The organism is Pontibacillus sp. HN14 (assembly GCF_021129245.1).
Lineage (GTDB): Bacteria > Bacillota > Bacilli > Bacillales > BH030062 > Pontibacillus.
The window spans coordinates 122,548-141,330 of sequence record NZ_JAJOLR010000007.1; the positions used below are offsets into that span (position 1 = coordinate 122,548).

An 18,783-nucleotide genomic window follows, 5' to 3' on the forward strand; every position below is an offset into this window, starting at 1 on the left:
TGGGATGAAGAATCAACATAGGTGGAATGAACAAGGAATAGCGCTACCTATCGTCCTTATGGTGTTCGTAGTTTTATCAGTATTAGGACTAGGATTGATGGGGCTTGTCTTAAATAATACAAAGATGACGTCCGGTGAACGAAATTATCAGGCTTCCTACTACATTGCTGAAGCGGGAATTACGCAAAGAATGAAAAATGTAGAGGACCGGGTTACGTTTTATTATCAAAATACGAATGAAATAGATTCCTTTTACGATGAGTTAGAGAAAGACATATTAAAAATAACCACATTTGATTCGTTCGAATCAGCCTTTGACCATCAACCAGAAGCGAATATGAAAATAGAAAAGGTGAATAACCAAAATCCAAGAACTTATAGAATCAGCTCGAAAGGAGTAATCGGTCAACGGTCACGAACAGTAGAAAAGTTGTTCTATGTGAATTGGAAGGAAAAGGGCGGTCTTTCTATACCAAGTGAAATGGCTGTGTTTACGGAGACCAATATTTCATTAAAGGGCGGAGCAAATATTAAAGGGAATGTTGGGACCAATTCAGATGATTCCGGGACTATTTCTTTTAGTGGAGGTACTTATATCAATGGAGATATTTATGTTCCTAAAGGGGCAGAGAACAGAGCGATAGATGCTAAGCATTACATGGATATATCCCGGCCTATTCCTATAGAAGAGCCGACACCGTTTGAACTTCCTCCTTTCCCAACTTATCCGCAATATCCCGTTTATCCTGATGAAAGAATTGGAACACAACATAATAAGCATGATGTTATAAAAGATGGGAAGCTTAGTGTAGATAGCTGGTTGGCAGATGGATACACGCTTAAATTAGACCAAAGTGCCACTTTTACAGAGATTAAGATGGGGAGTAATAATACTTTAAATGTTGATGTGGGCGATAAGGACAAATCAATAGTTGTGGACCACCTTAATGTTAGTAACGGTCATATTAATATAATCGGTTCAGGAAATTTAACGATATATGTAAAAGATGAAATAACAATGGGGTCAGGAAGTACAATCAATCAGGGAGGTTCAATTAGTAAGTTAAATGTTTACTTAAAAGATTCACATAAAGCGAGAAATGTTAAACTTTCGGGAAGCCAAATGATTTATGGCTCACTTTATGCAGAAACGGCAGACATCGAAATAACCGGAGGTGGAGGTTTTCAAGGCCACATTTTCACCGGGGGAGATGAGGTGAAAATCTCCGGAGGTGCCAGAACGTATTCTTCTATTCTTTATGCCCCTAATGCTAACTTTACTATTACCGGCGGTGGTTCAGTTTTTGGAACAGTTCTGTCACGTTCATTTGATGCAAGCGGAGGGGCCTATGTAGAGTATAAAGAAGTAGATCTATCAGATATTCCTTTCACCCCAAGCGGTGGAGGAGATGTACCAGAAGATCTCGTTACCTCAGAACCCCTCAGAGAATCCAATTAGAAAAGGAACTTGCTGTTATAGCAAGTTCCTTTTTTCAGTTACCCTTAAAGGCTTTATTTGTCTAAAATCGCATTAATCGCTTTTGCGACACCATCTTCTTTATTACTTGCTGTTACCCAGGTCGCTTCTTCTTTGACGATGTCCTGCGCATTTCCCATTGCGACTCCATATCCGGCTTCACGAATCATGGCCAGATCGTTTACGCTATCGCCAACAGCCATCACTTGATCCATGGTAAGGTCGAGCCAGCTTGTGACCTTGCGAAGAGCCGTTGCTTTATTAATACCGGCTGGATTGATTTCAATGTTGGTAGGGCTTGAATTCGTTATTTCAAACGAGTCATTGTTTTCAAGCTCGCTTAAGATTGTTTCTCTGAGTTCAGGATCCTCAAACTCAAATCCGTATTTCAGCCACTCGTAATCTTCGACTTCGTTGTCAAACGGTTCTTGACTGTTAAAACGGCCCTGAACAGTAGAAGACCAGAAGTAAGCGTTATGCTTATTGGTCAGATCCCAAAGGTGCCTGACATCTTTCCCATTTAGGGGATTACGTTCTACCAGGTTAAAGGCTCCATCATAAATCTCACCGCCGTTAATCGTAACGAAATAGGCAGATTCCCCGAGTGGTTCAATAATTTCCTTGAAATTGGACAAGGAACGCCCCGTGCTAATCACAACATGGATTCCTTTTTCTTTAGCTTTATGAATAGCTTCTTTGTTTGCTTCAGAGATTTCGTGGTCCGGAGTCAGCAACGTCCCGTCCATATCTAGAGCAATTAATTTAATATCTTTATGTTCCACTATAACGTCCTCCTATCATAACCCCTTCATTTTAATACAAATCAATGAAAAGGAGAACCTTGGAGTTCGATGGTTACAGATAGAAGGAGGAGTATGTTTTTCTAAATTGCGTCGAAAGGTTTGTTTCACCTTATTCCTTAACCCAATATTAACATTCTAGTAATCTTCTATATACATTTGAGAGTTACTATAAAGATGTTCATTAGTTAATCAGGAGGGGTACTATGTTTGGTAAAAAAATAGCTACAAGAGTATTATCCGCAGCGGCGATTTCGTCTATTATGTTAACGAGTTTCGCAGGGAGTCAAACGACTACGGTCAATGCGGAAGAATCAAAAGATGACCAGGAAATTAAAAATGTGATCTTTCTTATTGGAGATGGAATGGGGCCTTCTTATACGACGGCTTATCGTTATCTAAAAGACGATCCATCTACACCAATGATGGAACCAACCGCATTTGATCCATACTTAGTGGGGATGCAAAAGACGTATTCAGATGATGCAGAAGAAAATATTACGGATTCAGCAGCGGCGGCTACTTCCATGTCCGCAGGGGTTAAGACATACAATGGAGCAATCGCTGTTGATAATGATAAAACAGAAGTCGACACGGTTCTTGAACAAGCTAAAGAGAACGGAAAAGCAACGGGTCTTGTTGTGACCTCTCAAGTTAACCATGCTACACCTGCTGCATTTGGTACGCATGACGAAAGTCGTCATAACTACAACGATATTGCAGATGATTATTTCGATCTATCTATGAATGGCGAACATTTAGTGGATGTTTTATTAGGTGGGGGGACGGATTACTTCGAGCGTGAAGACCGTAACTTGACTGAAGAGTTTCAAGATGATGGATATAGTTATGTAACTTCGAAAGACGAATTGATGAAAGATGAGAACGATCAGGTTCTTGGTTTATTCGCGCCTGTAGGTCTTCCGAAAATGAAAGACCGCACGGATGACATTCCATCTTTAGAAGAAATGACAACGAGCGCATTAGATCGCTTGAGCACGGATGAAGATGGTTTCTTCCTAATGGTAGAAGGAAGCCAAATCGACTGGGCTGGCCACGGGAATGATATTGTTGGAGCAATGAGTGAGATGGAAGACTTTGAGAAGGCGTTCCAGGCTGCTATTGATTTCGCTGAGAAGGACGGAGAAACGTTAGTGGTTACGACAGCGGACCATTCCACTGGAGGACTTAGCATTGGACGTGGAGGACCGTATGTCTTCGATCCGCAACCAATCAAAGACGCTAAACGCACACCTGAATTTATGGCAGCTGAAATTGAAGATGGTGGAAATGTTGAAGAAGTACTAAATAAGTACACGGAATTTGAACTAACAGAAGAAGAAATTCAGTCTGTAGAAGAAGCGTCGAAACAACTAGAGGAGAACAAGTATGCGCTATCTGATGCGATCTCTGAAATCTTTAATGTCCGCTCTCACACGGGCTGGACAACAGGCGGACACACGGGTGTAGATGTACAAGTCTATGCTTATGGACCAGGTAAAGAAATGTTTGCAGGTCTGACGGAGAATACAGACCAAGCTAAATCCATCTTTAAGATCCTAGAAGACGACAAAGAAAAACAAGAAGACAAAGAGTCTCTATTTAAAGATTTTAATAAAGACGACTTTGGATATGAAGAAGTTCAAGATCTCGTTAATCAGGACATCATTCATGGTTATGTGGATGGTACATTTAAACCAAACAAACCTGTAACGGTTCGCCAGGCTGAGATTCTTCTTTCAAACATGACAAGAGAAAATGTTCAGGCAAATGGAAACGGCGCGCTGAAATTCAGTGTGATTGCTGAAATGATGATCGAATCTCTTGGTCTAGGAGAAGTAGGATCATTCGATGAAAATGTAGAGACATTACAAGGGGCTGGAATCTTTACTGAAGTTGAATACAAAGAGCAAGACCCGGTTTCTCGCGTTAAGTTCTCTATTTACCTTCATCGTGCAATGAACGAGTAGAGACCCACTCTAATAGCCAACTTTTCACGGCTGACTCACCCTTTACACGTTTGGTATACTAAATACTAGATTATAAGAAAGAGCCATTGCCTCCATCCGGAGGTTGATGGCTTTTTTTACGAGTATAGATAGAAAGTATAGGAGTGACCGGCATGTCAGTCAGTCTTGAACAATCGATCCGCTTAGACGGGCGATTTTATCAAACGTTGCAAAAGGAAAAGCAATATAACTATAAAATAAGCCAGTGTATCGAAAACACCGTTCACCAGTTGTTGAAAGAAAGGACAAGTTCGAATCGTCCAGGTATGCTCCTTGGGAAAGTCCAATCAGGTAAAACCCGGACTTTCCTTGGGATTATGGGGCTAGGGTATGATAATGGCTATGATCTTGTCATCATTTTAACGAAAGGGACAAATGCTTTGGCCAGGCAAACCTATGTCCGCGTACAGCAGGAATTCGCTTCTCAAATGGAAGAAGACCAAATGCGTGTATTCGATATTATGGGCTTACCCGATAACTTAAGAAAATGGGAACGCCAGCAGAAACTCGCTTTCATTGTTAAGAAAGAAACGAAGAATATGGATCGATTGAAAGAAGCGTTATTTGAGAAATATCCGGATCTCTCTTCTAAACGTATTCTGTTCATCGATGATGAAGCTGACTTTGCTAGTGTAGCCTATCAGAAGAATACAGAGGCGAATATACATGAACTGCGTGTCATATCAGGGAAGATTGATGAATTGCGGGAAACCCTTCCATCGAGCTCCTTCCTGCAAGTGACGGCTACGCCTTATTCGTTGTATCTACAGCCTGAGGAGCGAAAGGTTCATGAGAATAAGGTCTTTCAACCCGTTCGTCCGGCGTTCACAGAGATTGTGCCCGTTCATAATCAGTATGTAGGGGGAGACATGTACTTCGAGAAGGCGAATAACTTGGATCACATGGCTTCTCATTTGTTTCATGAGATAGAAGACCGTGAGCTAGAAGTGATGAAGAAATTAGACAGGCGACGGGTAAAGCTTGACCAGCTCCTTTATCAGAAGAACATCTCAAATATAAGAGAAGCATTAGTGAACTTTATTGTGGGAAGTTCAATCCGGAGATGGCAACAGCGAAAAAGCGGGGCTCGTATGGAGAAGTATTCGTGTATGATTCATACGGAACGAGGGAAAATGGCCCATGCTTGGCAGGAGGAAATGGTGAATCGTATGGAGAGTCAATTACGGGAGAGTGCTGAGAACGATGATCCGATCTTTCGTGAACTGATTGAAGCGTCATACAACGATTTGATGCGCTCCGTTTCTAAAGTAGACTTGCCACAACCATCCTTTCAAGAACTCTTTTACGAAGTTCGTAAGGCTGTCTTAGAAGAGCATCTGGTCAGCTCTGTTGTCAATTCGGAGAAAGATGTTAACGAGCTATTAGACCATACAGGTCAACTTCAGTTAAGAGCCCCGATGAATATTTTTATTGGGGGACAAATATTAGATCGAGGGATTACAATTGGGAATTTAATCGGATTCTTCTACGGGCGAAACCCAAAGTCGTTTCAACAAGATACCGTACTTCAACACTCACGGATGTATGGAGCTCGTCCGTTAGCAGATGTTGCGGTTACCCGGTTCTACACCACGCGTCATATCTATGACGTAATGGAGCGCATCCACGAATTTGATACAGCTCTAAGAGATGCGTTTGAAAGTGGGGGACATGATCAGGGAGTCGTGTTTATTCAGAAAGATCCGTTAGAGGAGATGATTCCTTGCAGTCCTAATAAAATCCTATTATCCAATATCAGGTTAATGAAACCTCATAAGCGTCTGTTACCAATCGGTTTTCAGACAGGGTATAAAACCTATATCCAAAAGACAGTGAACCACATCACGAAGCAGCTTGAGAAATGGAGAGAGAGCCCGGTAAAGAAAAAAGGAGAAGCGTTTCTCATTCCGGTTGAACTCGCAAGTGAGCTTCTTACCCTTATCCATCAAACGCTCGAAATGGAGGAGGGATATGAATGGGACGTAGAAGACCATCAGTCCATGCTTCATTATCTTTCTCATGCCCATGATTCTGAGAATAAAGGGTACGTTTGGATCATCGTACGGGAGAACCGCCAAATCCAGCGTTACGATAAGAACGGGCGTTTTGAGTCCTCGCCAGATACGCCAAGTAACGGAAAGGGAGAGCTTGGTCTAGCAAGAAAAGTAGCCACAGACGTTCCGGCCTTGATCCTCCTTCATCAACAAGGGAAGAAAGAACATGGATGGCGAGGAGCTCCTTTCTGGTGGCCAATACTTGTTGCACCGAAAGAGACAACACCAGCCGTTTACGCGAGCAAGACTATTTCATAAAACGTAACGAGTTTGCCACATAATCCACACAACTCTGTCACTAGTAGCTATTGAGAACCCCCTCGTTTCGGCGTACGATGGAAGTAGAGGTAGTCATCTGACGACTGACCTATTCAAAGCGATCGTTCGGGAATATAAGAGCTGTATAAAGGTGAGGGGGAAATTACTATGCTTGCATTAACTGCGTTAAGTGCCATTATTGCTCCATTTATTTTCTTAGTTCTGCTACGTCTCTCAGCTATAAAAGGGATGTTTTTTAGCGCCATTATAGTCATTCTTTTATCTTTTACGGTTTGGGGCGTGGGCGGCAATGTGATTTTGGCTTCTATTTTGCAAGGCACTCATAAAGCATTGACGATCCTTCTCATTCTTTTTGGAGCGATTGTGCTTTTAGAAACATTACGAGGGACTGGAGCGGTCACTCGTATCAATCAAGGTTTCCGGGATATCTCAAGAGACATGAGAGTTCAGGTTGTCATTGTAGCTTTTCTGTTTGGCTCTTTAATTGAGGGGGCTGCGGGTTTTGGGACGCCGGCTGTTGTGACAGGGCCGCTACTGGTAGCACTAGGGTTTACCCCGATGGCTGCAGCGGCACTTGCTCTTATAGCAGATAGCTCTGCTGTGTCTTTTGGGGCAGTCGGCACCCCAGTTCAGGTAGGATTGAGTAATGTACCGGGGGCCGATCTTACGTTTTTTCAAACGATTGGCGTTAAGATTACGTGGATTGACCTTTTAGGGGCCACATTTATCCCATTTATTTTAGTTGTGGTACTGACGCTTTTCTTTGGAAAGGGAAAAGGAATGAAAGCATCTTTCCCTTTATTCCGTTGGGCCCTTCTAGTTGGATTAACGTATTCCGTTTCTGCGTTACTATATGCTACTTTTTTTGGTCACGAATTTGTTTCCATACTGGCTTCACTGACAGGGCTAGCTGTCGCGACAATCACGGCGAAAAGGGGAGTATTTCTTCCTGAGAAGGAGTGGAAAGAAGCGCTACAGGAAGATTTTGTGGAAGATGAAGAAGCTCCTTCTATGAGCTTATTGACCGCTTGGGCACCATATTTAGTCGTTGTTGTTCTCCTTCTTATTACTCGAATCATTACGCCTATTAAGCAGTTTACATTGAACAACTTAGACTTATCTTATGAACGTATTATGGGGTTTGATGAGATCTCTTCTGGATGGCAAGTTCTATACTCACCTGGTACCGTTCTTGTACTTGCTGCCTTAGTCGCTCTCATTCTCCAAAAGAAATCGTTCTCCACATTTACTACAGCGTCCGTAAAAGCTCTTGGCTCAATCAAAAGTGCTGGAGTAGCTTTATTATTTACATTAGCATTAGTGCAAGTCTTTACGAACTCAGGAATAAATGGCAATGACCTTGTAAGTATGCCTCAATATATTGCAAAGAGCCTGGCTGGCGGATTTGGTTCGATGTGGATTGTTGTCGCTCCTTATTTAGGGGAGCTTGGCTCGTTCATTACAGGAAGTGCAACAGTGTCTAACCTCACCTTTGCTCCTGTTCAGCATAGTATTGCAACACAAACGGGCATGAACAGTGATATCGTCCTGGCCGTTCAAGTAATGGGCGCATCAGCTGGGAATATGATTTGCGTGCATAACGTGGTGGCTGCATCAGCGGTTGTAGGTCTAGCGGGTAAAGAAGGGGATATCATTCGAACCACGCTTGGTCCTGCTCTTTTATATGGTGCATTAGCAGGATTGGGAGGTTTCATTCTTTTAATGCTTTAAGGAGGGTCTCAAAAGAGGCTCTCCTTATTTTTGTGTAAGAAAATTCAATAAACGATTGAAAACATTTCCACTTTCCCTTAGTATATCTCTAAGAGCAGGTCATCAGATGATCTGCTCTTAAAATGAAAGAAGGTTGACTTGAAGTTGGAGGATGACATCATGGAATACAAACAAATACGCGCTAGAAAAATATACGAAGAAGTAGCGGATTCATTAATAGATATGTTGAGACAAGGAGATTTAAAGCCTGGGGATCGCTTAGATTCAGTAGAGAGCTTAGCTAAGAGCTTTCAAGTAGGGCGCTCTGCCATTCGTGAAGCTTTAAGTGCACTTAGAGCAATGGGACTCCTTGAAATGCGTCAGGGTGAAGGGACCTTTGTTAAACAGTTTGAACCTTCTCGTTTCTCCGTTCCAGTATCAGTTGCTTTCCTTATGAAGAAAGAGGATATTAAAGAGTTGTTAGAAGTACGTAAGATCTTAGAAGTAGGTGCTGCGGAATCAGCGGCTATTCATCATACAGAAGAAGACCTTGAAGCTATGGAAAAGGCATTGGTAGCTATGGGAGAAGCGAAAGGAAACGGGGAGTTAGGTGAAGAGGCTGATTTAGAATTCCACCTGGCTGTCGCACATTCAACGCATAACCATATGTTAATTAATTTAATGAATAGTGTTTCAGAAATCATGGTCGAAACCATGCGAGAAACACGTCGGTTATGGCTTCATTCTGAACAGAAAACAACAACCTTGCTTCAGGAACACTATGACATCTTGCGTGCAATTCAACATAGAGATGGACAGCTTGCTAAGAAGCACATGTTTGAGCATTTAACGAAAGTTGAACAAGCCTTAAGTAATTTTATTAATAAATAGAACAACCAGGCCATGTCCTCGCATGAGAGGCTTTGGTTTCGCCTAGTCATCAGATGACCTGCTTAATGAACGAGCAGGCCAATCATTAGGAGGTAATGAAAAATGAGAGTTTCGTTATTTATTACGTGTTTATGTGATGTAATGGCATCAGACGTTGGGAAAGACACGGTAGAAATTCTTGAACGGTTTGGGTGTGAAATTGATTTCCCAGAGTCTCAGACATGTTGCGGTCAGCCTGCTTACAATAGTGGGTATGTAACAAAAGCAAAGGACTCAATGAAACAAATTATGAAAGCGTTTAAGGATTCTGAGTATGTTGTCGGTCCATCTGGTTCGTGTGTAGCCATGCTTCGGGAGTACCCTCATTTATTCCAGGATGACCCTGAATGGAGAGACGTAGCGCAGGAGTTAGCGGATAAAACGTATGAACTCACTCAATTTCTGGTGGATGTGTTGAAAATAGAAGACGTCGGAGCCACTTTCCATGGAAGAGTGACCTATCACCGTTCCTGTCATATGACGCGTCTTTTAGGGGTTACAGAAGCTCCTTATAAATTATTAAAAAACGTCAGAGGATTAGAGGTTATTGATTTACCTTTGTGTGAAGATTGCTGTGGATTTGGAGGAACTTTTGCTGTCAAAAATTCAACAATTTCAGAACAAATGGTCATGGAGAAAACCGATCATATCATGGAAACAGGAGCCGATTACGTCATTGGCGGAGATATGGGTTGTTTAATGAATATCGGTGGGCGTTTGAGCCGTGATGATCGACCTGTACAGACTCTTCATATTACTAAGATTTTAAATAGCCAGTAAGAAAGGAGGATAAATTATGGGAATTAAGATAGGACAAGCACCCTTTAGAGACCGAGTTCAAGAAGGGATTCAAAATGACTTTATGCGCGGAGCTGTTTCTTCTGCTCAAGGTCGCTTTCGAAGCGGAAGACTTAAAGCCGCTGAAGAATTAGGAGATTGGGAAGACTGGCGTACGCTGGGGGAGGAAATTCGAACTCATACCCTTCAGAATCTGGACTTTTACTTAGAGCAATTAAGCAGCCAGGTCTCAAAGCGTGGAGGGAAAGTCTTCTTTGCTCAAACGGCTGAGGAGGCGAATGAATATATCCGCAACGTGGTTCAGAAGAAAGAAGCGAAGAAAATTGTAAAATCGAAATCCATGGTGACAGAGGAGATCGGTTTAAACGAAACGCTTGAACAGGCTGGTGCGGAGGTTGTAGAAACGGACTTAGGCGAATGGATCTTGCAGATGGATGAAGATCCTCCTTCTCATATCGTGACACCGGCTCTTCATAAGAATAAAGAGCAAATTCGAGAGACGTTTGCGAGTAAGAAAGGGTACAAAAACTCTGATCTTCCGGAAGAACTCGCCACGTTTGCACGTGAACAGCTACGGAAGGAATTTTTATCAGCTGACGTAGGAATAACAGGATGTAACTTTGCCGTTGCTGAATCAGGAGCGGTCACGTTCGTTACAAATGAAGGAAACGCACGACTTGTAACAGCACTCCCGAAAACGCAAATTTCTGTTATGGGAATGGAGCGCCTTGTCCCTACCTGGGAAGAGCTTGATGTGATGGTGAGTCTGTTAACAAGAGCAGCCGTTGGCCAAAAGCTTACGAGCTATGTGACCTCTATAACAGGCACGAAAGAAGAAGACGAAGTAGATGGGCCTGAAGATTATCATCTTGTCATTGTTGATAATGGTCGTTCCAATATATTAGGAACAGAATTTCAATCAGCCTTGCATTGTATTCGCTGTGCCGCCTGTATCAATGTATGCCCGGTATATCGGCACGTAGGAGGGCATTCATACGGATCGGTCTACCCTGGCCCAATAGGTGCTGTATTAACGCCTCTTCTTGATGGATACGATGATCATAAAGACTTGCCATATGCTTCTACGCTTTGTGCTGCTTGTACAGAAGCATGCCCGGTTAAGATTCCGCTACATGAACACTTAGTCCGGCATCGAGAAATCATAGTTGAGAAAGAAAAGAAATCACCTCCTTCAGAAAGGATAATGATGGAGGGGTTTGCAAAGTGGGGATCACATCCTGCGGCATACAAATTGAGTACCAGAATGGCACGGAGCGCATTGAAGCCCTGGACAAAAGACGGTGTAATCGAGAGCGGTCCAGGACCACTGAAAGGGTGGACAGACGTTCGGGATTTCCCTGCACCAAGTGAACAGACCTTTCGGGCCTGGTTTAAATCAAGACAAAAGGGAGGGCGTTCATCATGAGTATTCAAAATCGGGATTCATTCTTAAATAATGTGGCGGACCAGCTTGGAAGAAAAAGGCGTTCCAAAGGGGTCACACGTCCTCAGTACAGTGTCGAACCGCAGTGGAGAGTCTTCGAAGGAGCCACTCAAGAAGAATTAGTGGATAAATTAGAAGACCAGTGCCATTCGATTCATACCCACTTTAAACGGTCAACCACCCAAACGTTAGCTAAAACCCTTCAACAAGCGATTGAGGAGAACGAGGGAAATGTGGTTGTAGCCGCTGATGATAAGCGGAATGATGAGTATGGTTTGAGCTCCTTCTACAACAATCTCCAGGATAAAGGTGTTTCTTTTCATTTATGGGATCCTGCTAAAGGAACCAAAAATCTTACTTTTGCTGAACGAGCGGATGTAGGAATTACATTCAGTGATATCACCCTTGCCGAGTCTGGAACCGTGACGCTTTTTAACCATCGGGGCAATGGACGATCCATCAGTCTTCTTCCGAGAACGTATATTGCGATTATACCGAAGAGCACGCTGGTTCCGAGGATGACCCAAGCTGTTCGGCACATCCATCAGGCTCATGCTGATGGCGTTGATGTCTCTCCGTGTGTGAGTTTCATTACCGGGCCGAGTAATAGTGCAGATATCGAAATGAACCTTATTGTAGGTGTCCATGGTCCAGTAAAAGCGACCTATATTCTGGTAGAAGATATGTGATCTTGTACGAAAGGAGGAGATGAAATATGATCAGCTTAGAAGTGCGAGAGAAACTGATTTCCATCGTTGGAACGGAAAATTATCAAGATTCGAATGAAATGAAACTGGTCTATTCTTACGATGCTACACCTAATTTTCAGGCGCTTCCGGATGCAGTCGTAAGTCCTAGGAATACAGAAGAAGTCAGTGCATTGCTGAAAACGTGTAATGAGTATCAGATTCCAATTGTCCCAAGAGGATCAGGAACGAATCTCGCTGCAGGTACTTGCCCGACAAACGGGGGCATCGTCCTCTTGTTTAATCATATGAAAGAAATTTTGGAGATAGATGAAGACAATTTAACCGTTAAGGTTCAGCCTGGTGTGATTACGCTAGATATGGTTAATGCCGTAGAAGAAAAAGGGCTCTTCTATCCTCCAGACCCGAGTTCTATGAAGATCTCTACGATTGGCGGGAATTTAATGGAGAACTCAGGTGGATTAAGAGGGCTAAAATATGGCGTGACCCGTGATTATGTATTAGGTCTCGAAATCGTTTTACCAAATGGCGATATCATTCAAACAGGTGGGAAACTAGCGAAAGATGTAGCAGGTTATGATTTAACGAGATTGTTTATAGGTTCTGAAGGAACGCTTGGGATTATTACAGAGGCTACGCTTAAACTCATTCCGAAACCAGAAGCCAAGAAAACCGTGCTGGCTGTTTATGAGGATTTAGAGTCCGCAGCCCGGACGGTTTCAAAGGTGATCTCGGATAAAATCATTCCCACTACGCTTGAGTTTATGGACCAATCAACGATTAAGGTGGTTGAGGACTTTGCTAAGGTCGGTTTACCTATAGAAGCAGAAGCGGTCCTTCTTATTGAGCAAGATGGTCCTATAGAGGTCGTAGAGCGAGATATGAATCACATTGAGTCTGTTTGTAATGAAATGAATGCAATCAGTGTTCAAGTTGCTCAATCCGAAGCAGAGGCAGATGCCCTTCGAACCGCCAGGCGTTCCGCTTTATCGGCGTTAGCACGGTTAAAACCTACGACCATTTTAGAAGATGCCACTGTGCCTCGTTCTGAAATCGCGAAGATGGTTCATGCCATTAAAGAAATCGAGAAGAAACATGACGTGACCATATGCACATTTGGTCATGCAGGAGATGGGAATTTACATCCTACATGCCTCACGGATGCGCGGAATCAAGATGAATTAAAAAGGGTTGAACAAGCCTTTGAAGATATATTTATTGAAGCGATTAAGCTTGGCGGAACAATTACAGGGGAGCATGGGGTCGGCGAAATGAAATCCCCATACCTTGAGCTTAAGTTAGGCGAGGCTGGTGTAAACGCCATGAGGAGCATAAAGCAGGCTTTTGACCCTCAAAACATTATGAACCCAGGGAAGATCTTTGCGAAGGATGAACGAAAGAGAGTCGTGATAGGATGAGTACCCAGGAAAAGCGTAAACAAAATGTGCAGCAATCATTTGAAGAACGTATGGAATATGATGAGTTGCTGAATTGTATGCGATGTGGCTTTTGTTTACCGAGCTGTCCGACCTACCTCGAGACAAATCGGAATGAAGCGGCATCGCCTCGTGGAAGAATTGCTCTTATTAAAGGGGTAGTGGATGGGGTCATTGAGCCTGATCAGGATTTTGAAGATCAACTGAATATGTGTCTTGGATGCCGAGCGTGTGAACCGGTATGCCCATCAGGGGTGAACTATGGACATATATTAGAGGAAGCCCGGGATATATTAGAATCAAATAAGAAACGATCCGTTCCTGAGAAAGCCGTTCGCTGGTTTGCCTTCGATAAGTTGTTCCCTCATCATCAGAATATGGTCAGGGTGAATAATTTGCTATGGTTCTATCAATCAAGCGGGATGCAGTCGATCGTTCGAAAAAGTGGCGTCATGAAACTGTTTCCTGAAAACATGAGAACCATGGAAAAAGTTCTTCCTCCTATTCCGAAGCCAAGTGAATTAAAATCGCGTCCGACCCACCTTCATGCTGAAACAGAGCAAAAGGCACGTGTTGCCTTCTTTTCAGGTTGTTTAATGGATACCATGTTCATGAAGACAAACGATGCCACGTTAACGTTGTTACAAAAAGCGGGATGTGAAATCGTGATTCCAGAGGATCAGGCCTGTTGTGGTGCTTTACATGGTCATAGCGGTGAGAAGGATTCTGCTAAAGATCTTGCTAAGAGAAATATCGAAGCATTTGAGGCGCTGCAGGTTGATTATATTATCTTAAATGCCGGTGGGTGCGGAGCGTTTTTAGTCGATTATGGACATCTTTTGAAAGATGAGCCAGAGTGGGCAAAACGGGCAAAAGCCTTCTCCGAAAAGATAAAAGATATCTCTGAAATCTTAATAGAGATGGAGTTTCATAAGAAAGATCTAAAACTATCAAACCGCATAGCAACCTATCAGGATTCCTGTCATTTACGAAACGTAATGAGAACCTACACCGCTCCGAGGAAACTATTATCATCCATTGAAGGAGTGGAATTTGTGGAATTGAAAGAAGCGGATCATTGCTGCGGTTCTGCGGGGATCTACAATTTAGTGCAAGAAGAAATGTCGATGCAAATCCTTGATCATAAAATGGAGCGCGTAAAAGACATTTCCCCGAATGTTTTAGTTACCGCCAATCCAGGGTGCTTGTTGCAAATGAAAATGGGGATTGAGCGAGAAGGGCTCGGGGATCAAATGGAGGCCGTCCATTTAGTTGATCTCCTCCTTGAAGCTGTTCCTTCTTAGAACGAAACCAGGTGATTGGATCACCTGGTTTTTTTACGTTGTTAATCGGGCGCTTCTGCTTTTGTTTGCATCCAGCTCCAGCGCCCAGCAACTAGGGGACTTCCCTCACCTCTGATCGATAAGTCAACATCGGTTCGCCATTGGCTCTCCGTCTTTCCTTTATCTCACGTCGGCTCAGTCCAGTCCTTACGTTGCTGAACGGGCGCTTCTGCTTTTGTTTACATCCAGCTCCAGCGCCCAGCAACTAGAGGACTTCCCTCACCTCTGGTCGATAAGTCAACATCGGTTCGCCATTGGCTCTCCGTGTTTCCTTTATCTCACGTCGGCTTAGTCCAGTCCTTACGTTGCTGAACGGGCGCTTACGCTTTTGTTTACATCCAGCTCCAGCGCCCAGCAACTAGAGGACTTCCCTCACCTCTGGTCGATAAGTCAACATCGGTTCGCCATTGGCTCTCCGTGTTTCCTTTATCTCACGTCGGCTCAGTCCAGTCCTTACGTTGCTAATCGGGCGCTTGCGCTTTTGTTTGCATCTTGCTTCTATTGGCCCCAATCAGCTACACTTTATACACATGTGTATAGATAGAGAGAAGGGAGGGTGTATGTGGAGATGACGCGTAATCATAATGTTGAAATGATTGAGTTATGTTTATTAATTGGTAGGATTATGCTCCAAAATGGCGCTGAAACGTATCGTGTGGAGGATACCATGACGAGGATTGCTGCTTCTTATGGCAAGGAAGATGCCCAAAGTTTTGTGACCCCAACAGGGATCTTTTTTTCTGTAAGCAAGATTGAGCCGTCGAAACTTGTTCGTGTTTCAGATCGGTCGACGAACTTAAATAAAGTTACCCTGGCTAATGATATTTCAAGAAATATAACAGGGGGACGGCTGACGTTAGCTGAAGCTCGTGAGCAATTGACTGAAATCGATACCGCAGGTTCTAAATATGATTATAAAATGCGCACACAAATCGCGGCTGCATCCTTAGCCAGTGGGTGCTTTTCGATCATGTTCCAGGGGAATTGGTATGACTTCTTACCCGCCTGTATTTCTGGTGGAATTGGGTTTATCGTATTGTTGCTTTTACACCGGTTATTTGAAATTAAATTCTTTGCTGAATTTTTGGCTTCTCTATGTATAGGTACGCTTGCTTTTACGTTCATGTCATTTGGTGTCGGGCATGAGACAGATAAGATTATTATTGGATCTGTCATGCCTCTTGTACCGGGGCTTCTCATAACAAATGCCGTTCGAGATTTAATGGCAGGCCATTTGGTTTCCGGATTATCTAAAGGGGCAGAAGCCTTCCTGACCGCATTTGCCATTGGGGGAGGGGTCGCCATTGCCTTTTCAATTTTTTAAAAATGGAGTGGGACGTTTATGATTGCAGAACAATTCTTCACGAGTTTTATCGCCTCTGCTGCCTTTGGAGTTATCTTTCAGGCGCCCAGGAATACGTTGCTGAAGTGCGGGTTAGTTGGTTCCATAGGATGGGTGATTTACATTCTGTTTGTTGAATCAAATATTGACGCTGTGACAGGGACGTTTGTGGCCTCATTTGTGATTGCTATGATCGGACAGTTCTTTGCGAGGTTGTATAAAACCCCTGTTATCGTCTTTAGCGTAGCGGGTATTATACCTTTAGTGCCGGGAGGGCTAGCGTATGATGCGATGCGCAATTTTGTCCAAAATGATTACGGACAGGCTCTTCCCATCGCAGCTAAAGTATTCATGATCTCAGGTGCTATAGCAATTGGGCTTGTACTATCTGAAGTGATGAACCAAGTGTTCAAAAAGATGAGAAAGCGAGAACTGTGGAGGTGAGAAAGTGCCTGAGGGACCGGAAATCAGAAGAGCAGCAGATGAAGTGGAAAAAGCGCTTCAAGCTTCACCTATATTAGAAGTATCATTTGCGTTTGAGGTGCTTCAGGAGTATGAGTCTCTATTTACCAATAGTGAAGTGATTCGCGTGGAGACGAAGGGGAAAGCGATGGTGATTCGCTTTAATAATGGATATACGATCTATTCGCATAATCAACTTTATGGGAAATGGTATGTTCGGGAATCTTATAACTACCCTAAGACCAATCGTCAACTTCGATTAGCTATTCATAACGAGAAGAAATCCGCTTTACTGTATAGTGCTTCAGATATCGAAGTTTTAAGAGATGAGGAAGTGGATCAACATCCATTCTTATCAAAAGTGGGACCCGATCTATTAAATGAATCGATGACAACTGAAGGCTTAGTGGAACGGTTTACATCCACGCGTTTTAGGAAAAGAAAATGGACTTCTCTATTGCTAGATCAAACGTTTTTGGCGGGAATCGGAAACTATTTGAGAAGTGAAATTCTCTTCTTTGCAGGGATTCATCCAGATTTACGGCCAATGGACTGTACGGATCTTCAAATTAAAAGAGCTGCTGAAGCTGTCCTTACATTGATGCAGCGTTCTTACAAAACGGGTGGAATCACCGTGGAGCCAGAGCTTGCAGATCGTTTGAAAGAAAAGGGAGAGAAACGGTCGCAATATAGACATTACGTGTTTAACAGGGCAGGGAAGCCATGCAGAGTGGATGGTACAGAAATTATGAAGATCACTGCCGCTTCAAGGCGATGTTATTACTGTCCCACCTGCCAGGCAAAGCAAGAATAAAAAACGTTACTGGAGAAAGACTCTTTACCCAGTAACGTTTTTCTTTTCCTATTAGGCTGTTGCGATGGACGGACCTACAAGGCTTTCTGGTGACTCTCCAAGAGCAAGGAGACTGATTTTGGTATAGCCAATTCCTTTATAATGATCTAATAGGTTCTCAAGCTTGTCCATTTGTGGATGTTTTCTTAAAGTGTCAATTTCATGTTGGTACAAGTTCAGAACGGACTCTTCAATAAAGTCAGGAGCACATTGACGCGGATCTTCCTGCAGTAATAGGCAGCCCATATAGTCATAACGAAGCTGCAATTGTCTGGTGAGTTGGATTATATGAATAAATTGTTGAAAAAGCTCTTGTTCAGCTTTTCTTAATGTGTTTAAATCTTCGCTTACTTCACGTAGTTGCTTCAGGCTTGCTGCTTTGATCATCCTTGATTCCTCCTATCCTTTATTTACTCATCCCAAGGTTTTTCTAACGTTATATATTCAGCGAGTTCTTTACTCTTTTCTCTACGTTTTTTTCGTGCTTCAGCTCGTTCGGTGGCTGAGCTATATAAGAATTTTTCTTCTTCTGTTTCAGGAATCACACTAGGAACTTTTACAGGCTTCTTATCTTCTCCTAACGCTACGAAGGTAAGAAAAGCGGTAGCGGCGACTTTTCGCGTGCCCTCCATCATATCCTCCGCAATGACTTTGCAAAAGATCTCCATTGAGCTATTCCCCGTGGAACACACAAAGGACTCTACACAAACGGAATCTGTCTGACAGATAGGATGTAAAAAGTGAATGGAATCAGTAGACGCTGTGACACATTCTTTTGCTCTTGAATGACGGCGGGCAGACAAGGTTGCACACCCGTCGAGTTTTTTCATTAACACGCCACCAAATAAAGTGTCGTAGTTATTTAAATCACTTGTAAGCACTTGATCCGTGTTGACGATGCGACTTTCTTTAGCTCTTTTTTCCATAGCTCGAAATTCCTTTCTAACAATCTATGATCAGCTCAGATTGACATGTCTTTCTGAAAGAAGGATTGATTTCTTCTATACATCTAGTGTAAAACCGTCCCAATTGGAAGTAAAATGGGCTTTTTGCATCTTAACCATTGATGAAATCTATGAAACGGCTTACAAACATGAAAACTATGCATAGGCCCGAGTTGAGGGAATGGTTGATCTTTT

At 43.0% G+C, this 18,783-nt stretch carries 16 protein-coding genes; 13 read left to right on the forward strand and 3 right to left on the reverse strand.

Features of this window, described 5'->3' with window-relative positions:
- Nucleotides 1-4: 4 nt before the first annotated feature.
- On the forward strand, nucleotides 5-1,459 hold the full coding sequence (locus tag LQ226_RS18220) for a DUF2807 domain-containing protein (protein WP_231419475.1): 1,455 nt from the start codon (nucleotides 5-7) through the stop codon (nucleotides 1,457-1,459).
- Between the two features lie 53 nt (nucleotides 1,460-1,512).
- Here the strand turns inward: LQ226_RS18220 and LQ226_RS18225 are convergent, their stop codons facing one another.
- Nucleotides 1,513-2,259 carry a Cof-type HAD-IIB family hydrolase gene (locus LQ226_RS18225; RefSeq protein ID WP_284526660.1) on the reverse strand — a complete coding sequence of 249 codons (747 nt, stop codon included), beginning with the start codon at nucleotides 2,257-2,259 and terminating at the stop codon, nucleotides 1,513-1,515.
- Nucleotides 2,260-2,483: 224 nt separating this feature from the next.
- Between LQ226_RS18225 and LQ226_RS18230 the strand changes: the two genes are divergently transcribed.
- From LQ226_RS18230 to nei, 12 genes are all read left to right on the forward strand, one after another.
- A complete protein-coding gene (locus LQ226_RS18230) occupies nucleotides 2,484-4,247 on the forward strand; it encodes an alkaline phosphatase (RefSeq protein ID WP_370635530.1) in 1,764 nt (587 codons plus the stop codon).
- A 152-nt stretch (nucleotides 4,248-4,399) separates the two neighbouring features.
- Nucleotides 4,400-6,598: a Z1 domain-containing protein gene (locus LQ226_RS18240; protein WP_231419476.1), complete on the forward strand. Its 2,199-nt coding sequence runs from the start codon at nucleotides 4,400-4,402 to the stop codon at nucleotides 6,596-6,598.
- A gap of 168 nt (nucleotides 6,599-6,766) precedes the next feature.
- Nucleotides 6,767-8,350 (forward strand): L-lactate permease, encoded by a 1,584-nt coding sequence (locus LQ226_RS18245; protein ID WP_231419477.1) that lies wholly within the window; start codon nucleotides 6,767-6,769, stop codon nucleotides 8,348-8,350.
- Nucleotides 8,351-8,509: 159 nt separating this feature from the next.
- Nucleotides 8,510-9,220: a FadR/GntR family transcriptional regulator gene (locus LQ226_RS18250; protein WP_231419478.1), complete on the forward strand. Its 711-nt coding sequence runs from the start codon at nucleotides 8,510-8,512 to the stop codon at nucleotides 9,218-9,220.
- Between the two features lie 102 nt (nucleotides 9,221-9,322).
- Entirely contained in the window at nucleotides 9,323-10,039 is a 717-nt protein-coding gene (locus LQ226_RS18255) for a (Fe-S)-binding protein (RefSeq protein ID WP_231419479.1), read from the forward strand.
- Between the two features lie 16 nt (nucleotides 10,040-10,055).
- The gene (locus LQ226_RS18260) at nucleotides 10,056-11,483 is read left to right on the forward strand and encodes a LutB/LldF family L-lactate oxidation iron-sulfur protein (protein WP_231419480.1); all 1,428 of its coding nucleotides are present in this window, start codon (nucleotides 10,056-10,058) and stop codon (nucleotides 11,481-11,483) included.
- Entirely contained in the window at nucleotides 11,480-12,190 is a 711-nt protein-coding gene (locus LQ226_RS18265) for a LutC/YkgG family protein (protein ID WP_231419481.1), read from the forward strand. Before LQ226_RS18260 ends, LQ226_RS18265 begins: the two co-directional genes overlap by 4 nt.
- A gap of 26 nt (nucleotides 12,191-12,216) precedes the next feature.
- Nucleotides 12,217-13,626 (forward strand): glycolate oxidase subunit GlcD, encoded by a 1,410-nt coding sequence (gene glcD / locus LQ226_RS18270; protein ID WP_231419482.1) that lies wholly within the window; start codon nucleotides 12,217-12,219, stop codon nucleotides 13,624-13,626.
- On the forward strand, nucleotides 13,623-14,948 hold the full coding sequence (locus LQ226_RS18275; protein ID WP_231419483.1) for a (Fe-S)-binding protein: 1,326 nt from the start codon (nucleotides 13,623-13,625) through the stop codon (nucleotides 14,946-14,948). Before glcD ends, LQ226_RS18275 begins: the two co-directional genes overlap by 4 nt.
- 607 nt (nucleotides 14,949-15,555) lie before the next feature.
- Nucleotides 15,556-16,311, forward strand: coding sequence for a threonine/serine exporter family protein (locus tag LQ226_RS18280; RefSeq protein WP_231419563.1), 756 nt, complete (start codon nucleotides 15,556-15,558; stop codon nucleotides 16,309-16,311).
- 18 nt (nucleotides 16,312-16,329) lie between these two features.
- On the forward strand, nucleotides 16,330-16,773 hold the full coding sequence (locus tag LQ226_RS18285) for a threonine/serine exporter family protein (RefSeq protein ID WP_231419484.1): 444 nt from the start codon (nucleotides 16,330-16,332) through the stop codon (nucleotides 16,771-16,773).
- Nucleotides 16,774-16,777: 4 nt separating this feature from the next.
- Nucleotides 16,778-17,605 (forward strand): endonuclease VIII, encoded by an 828-nt coding sequence (gene nei, locus LQ226_RS18290; protein WP_231419485.1) that lies wholly within the window; start codon nucleotides 16,778-16,780, stop codon nucleotides 17,603-17,605.
- Nucleotides 17,606-17,656: 51 nt separating this feature from the next.
- On the opposite strand, the gene LQ226_RS18295 is transcribed toward nei, so the two are convergent.
- Nucleotides 17,657-18,031 carry a hypothetical protein gene (locus LQ226_RS18295; RefSeq protein WP_231419486.1) on the reverse strand — a complete coding sequence of 125 codons (375 nt, stop codon included), beginning with the start codon at nucleotides 18,029-18,031 and terminating at the stop codon, nucleotides 17,657-17,659.
- Between the two features lie 23 nt (nucleotides 18,032-18,054).
- Complete coding sequence (locus LQ226_RS18300; RefSeq protein WP_231419487.1) at nucleotides 18,055-18,570, reverse strand: acyl-CoA thioesterase; 516 nt, start codon at nucleotides 18,568-18,570, stop codon at nucleotides 18,055-18,057.
- Nucleotides 18,571-18,783 lie beyond the last annotated feature (213 nt).

Coding starts and splice junctions, on each gene's coding strand:
- LQ226_RS18220 (WP_231419475.1), top strand. CDS start 5: ATGAAGAATCAACATAGGTGGAATGAACAAGGAATAGCGCTACCTATC.
- LQ226_RS18230 (WP_370635530.1), top strand. CDS start 2,484: ATGTTTGGTAAAAAAATAGCTACAAGAGTATTATCCGCAGCGGCGATT.
- LQ226_RS18240 (WP_231419476.1), top strand. CDS start 4,400: ATGTCAGTCAGTCTTGAACAATCGATCCGCTTAGACGGGCGATTTTAT.
- LQ226_RS18245 (WP_231419477.1), top strand. CDS start 6,767: ATGCTTGCATTAACTGCGTTAAGTGCCATTATTGCTCCATTTATTTTC.
- LQ226_RS18250 (WP_231419478.1), top strand. CDS start 8,510: ATGGAATACAAACAAATACGCGCTAGAAAAATATACGAAGAAGTAGCG.
- LQ226_RS18255 (WP_231419479.1), top strand. CDS start 9,323: ATGAGAGTTTCGTTATTTATTACGTGTTTATGTGATGTAATGGCATCA.
- LQ226_RS18260 (WP_231419480.1), top strand. CDS start 10,056: ATGGGAATTAAGATAGGACAAGCACCCTTTAGAGACCGAGTTCAAGAA.
- LQ226_RS18265 (WP_231419481.1), top strand. CDS start 11,480: ATGAGTATTCAAAATCGGGATTCATTCTTAAATAATGTGGCGGACCAG.
- glcD (WP_231419482.1), top strand. CDS start 12,217: ATGATCAGCTTAGAAGTGCGAGAGAAACTGATTTCCATCGTTGGAACG.
- LQ226_RS18275 (WP_231419483.1), top strand. CDS start 13,623: ATGAGTACCCAGGAAAAGCGTAAACAAAATGTGCAGCAATCATTTGAA.
- LQ226_RS18280 (WP_231419563.1), top strand. CDS start 15,556: ATGACGCGTAATCATAATGTTGAAATGATTGAGTTATGTTTATTAATT.
- LQ226_RS18285 (WP_231419484.1), top strand. CDS start 16,330: ATGATTGCAGAACAATTCTTCACGAGTTTTATCGCCTCTGCTGCCTTT.
- LQ226_RS18295 (WP_231419486.1), bottom strand. CDS start 18,031: ATGATCAAAGCAGCAAGCCTGAAGCAACTACGTGAAGTAAGCGAAGAT.
- LQ226_RS18300 (WP_231419487.1), bottom strand. CDS start 18,570: ATGGAAAAAAGAGCTAAAGAAAGTCGCATCGTCAACACGGATCAAGTG.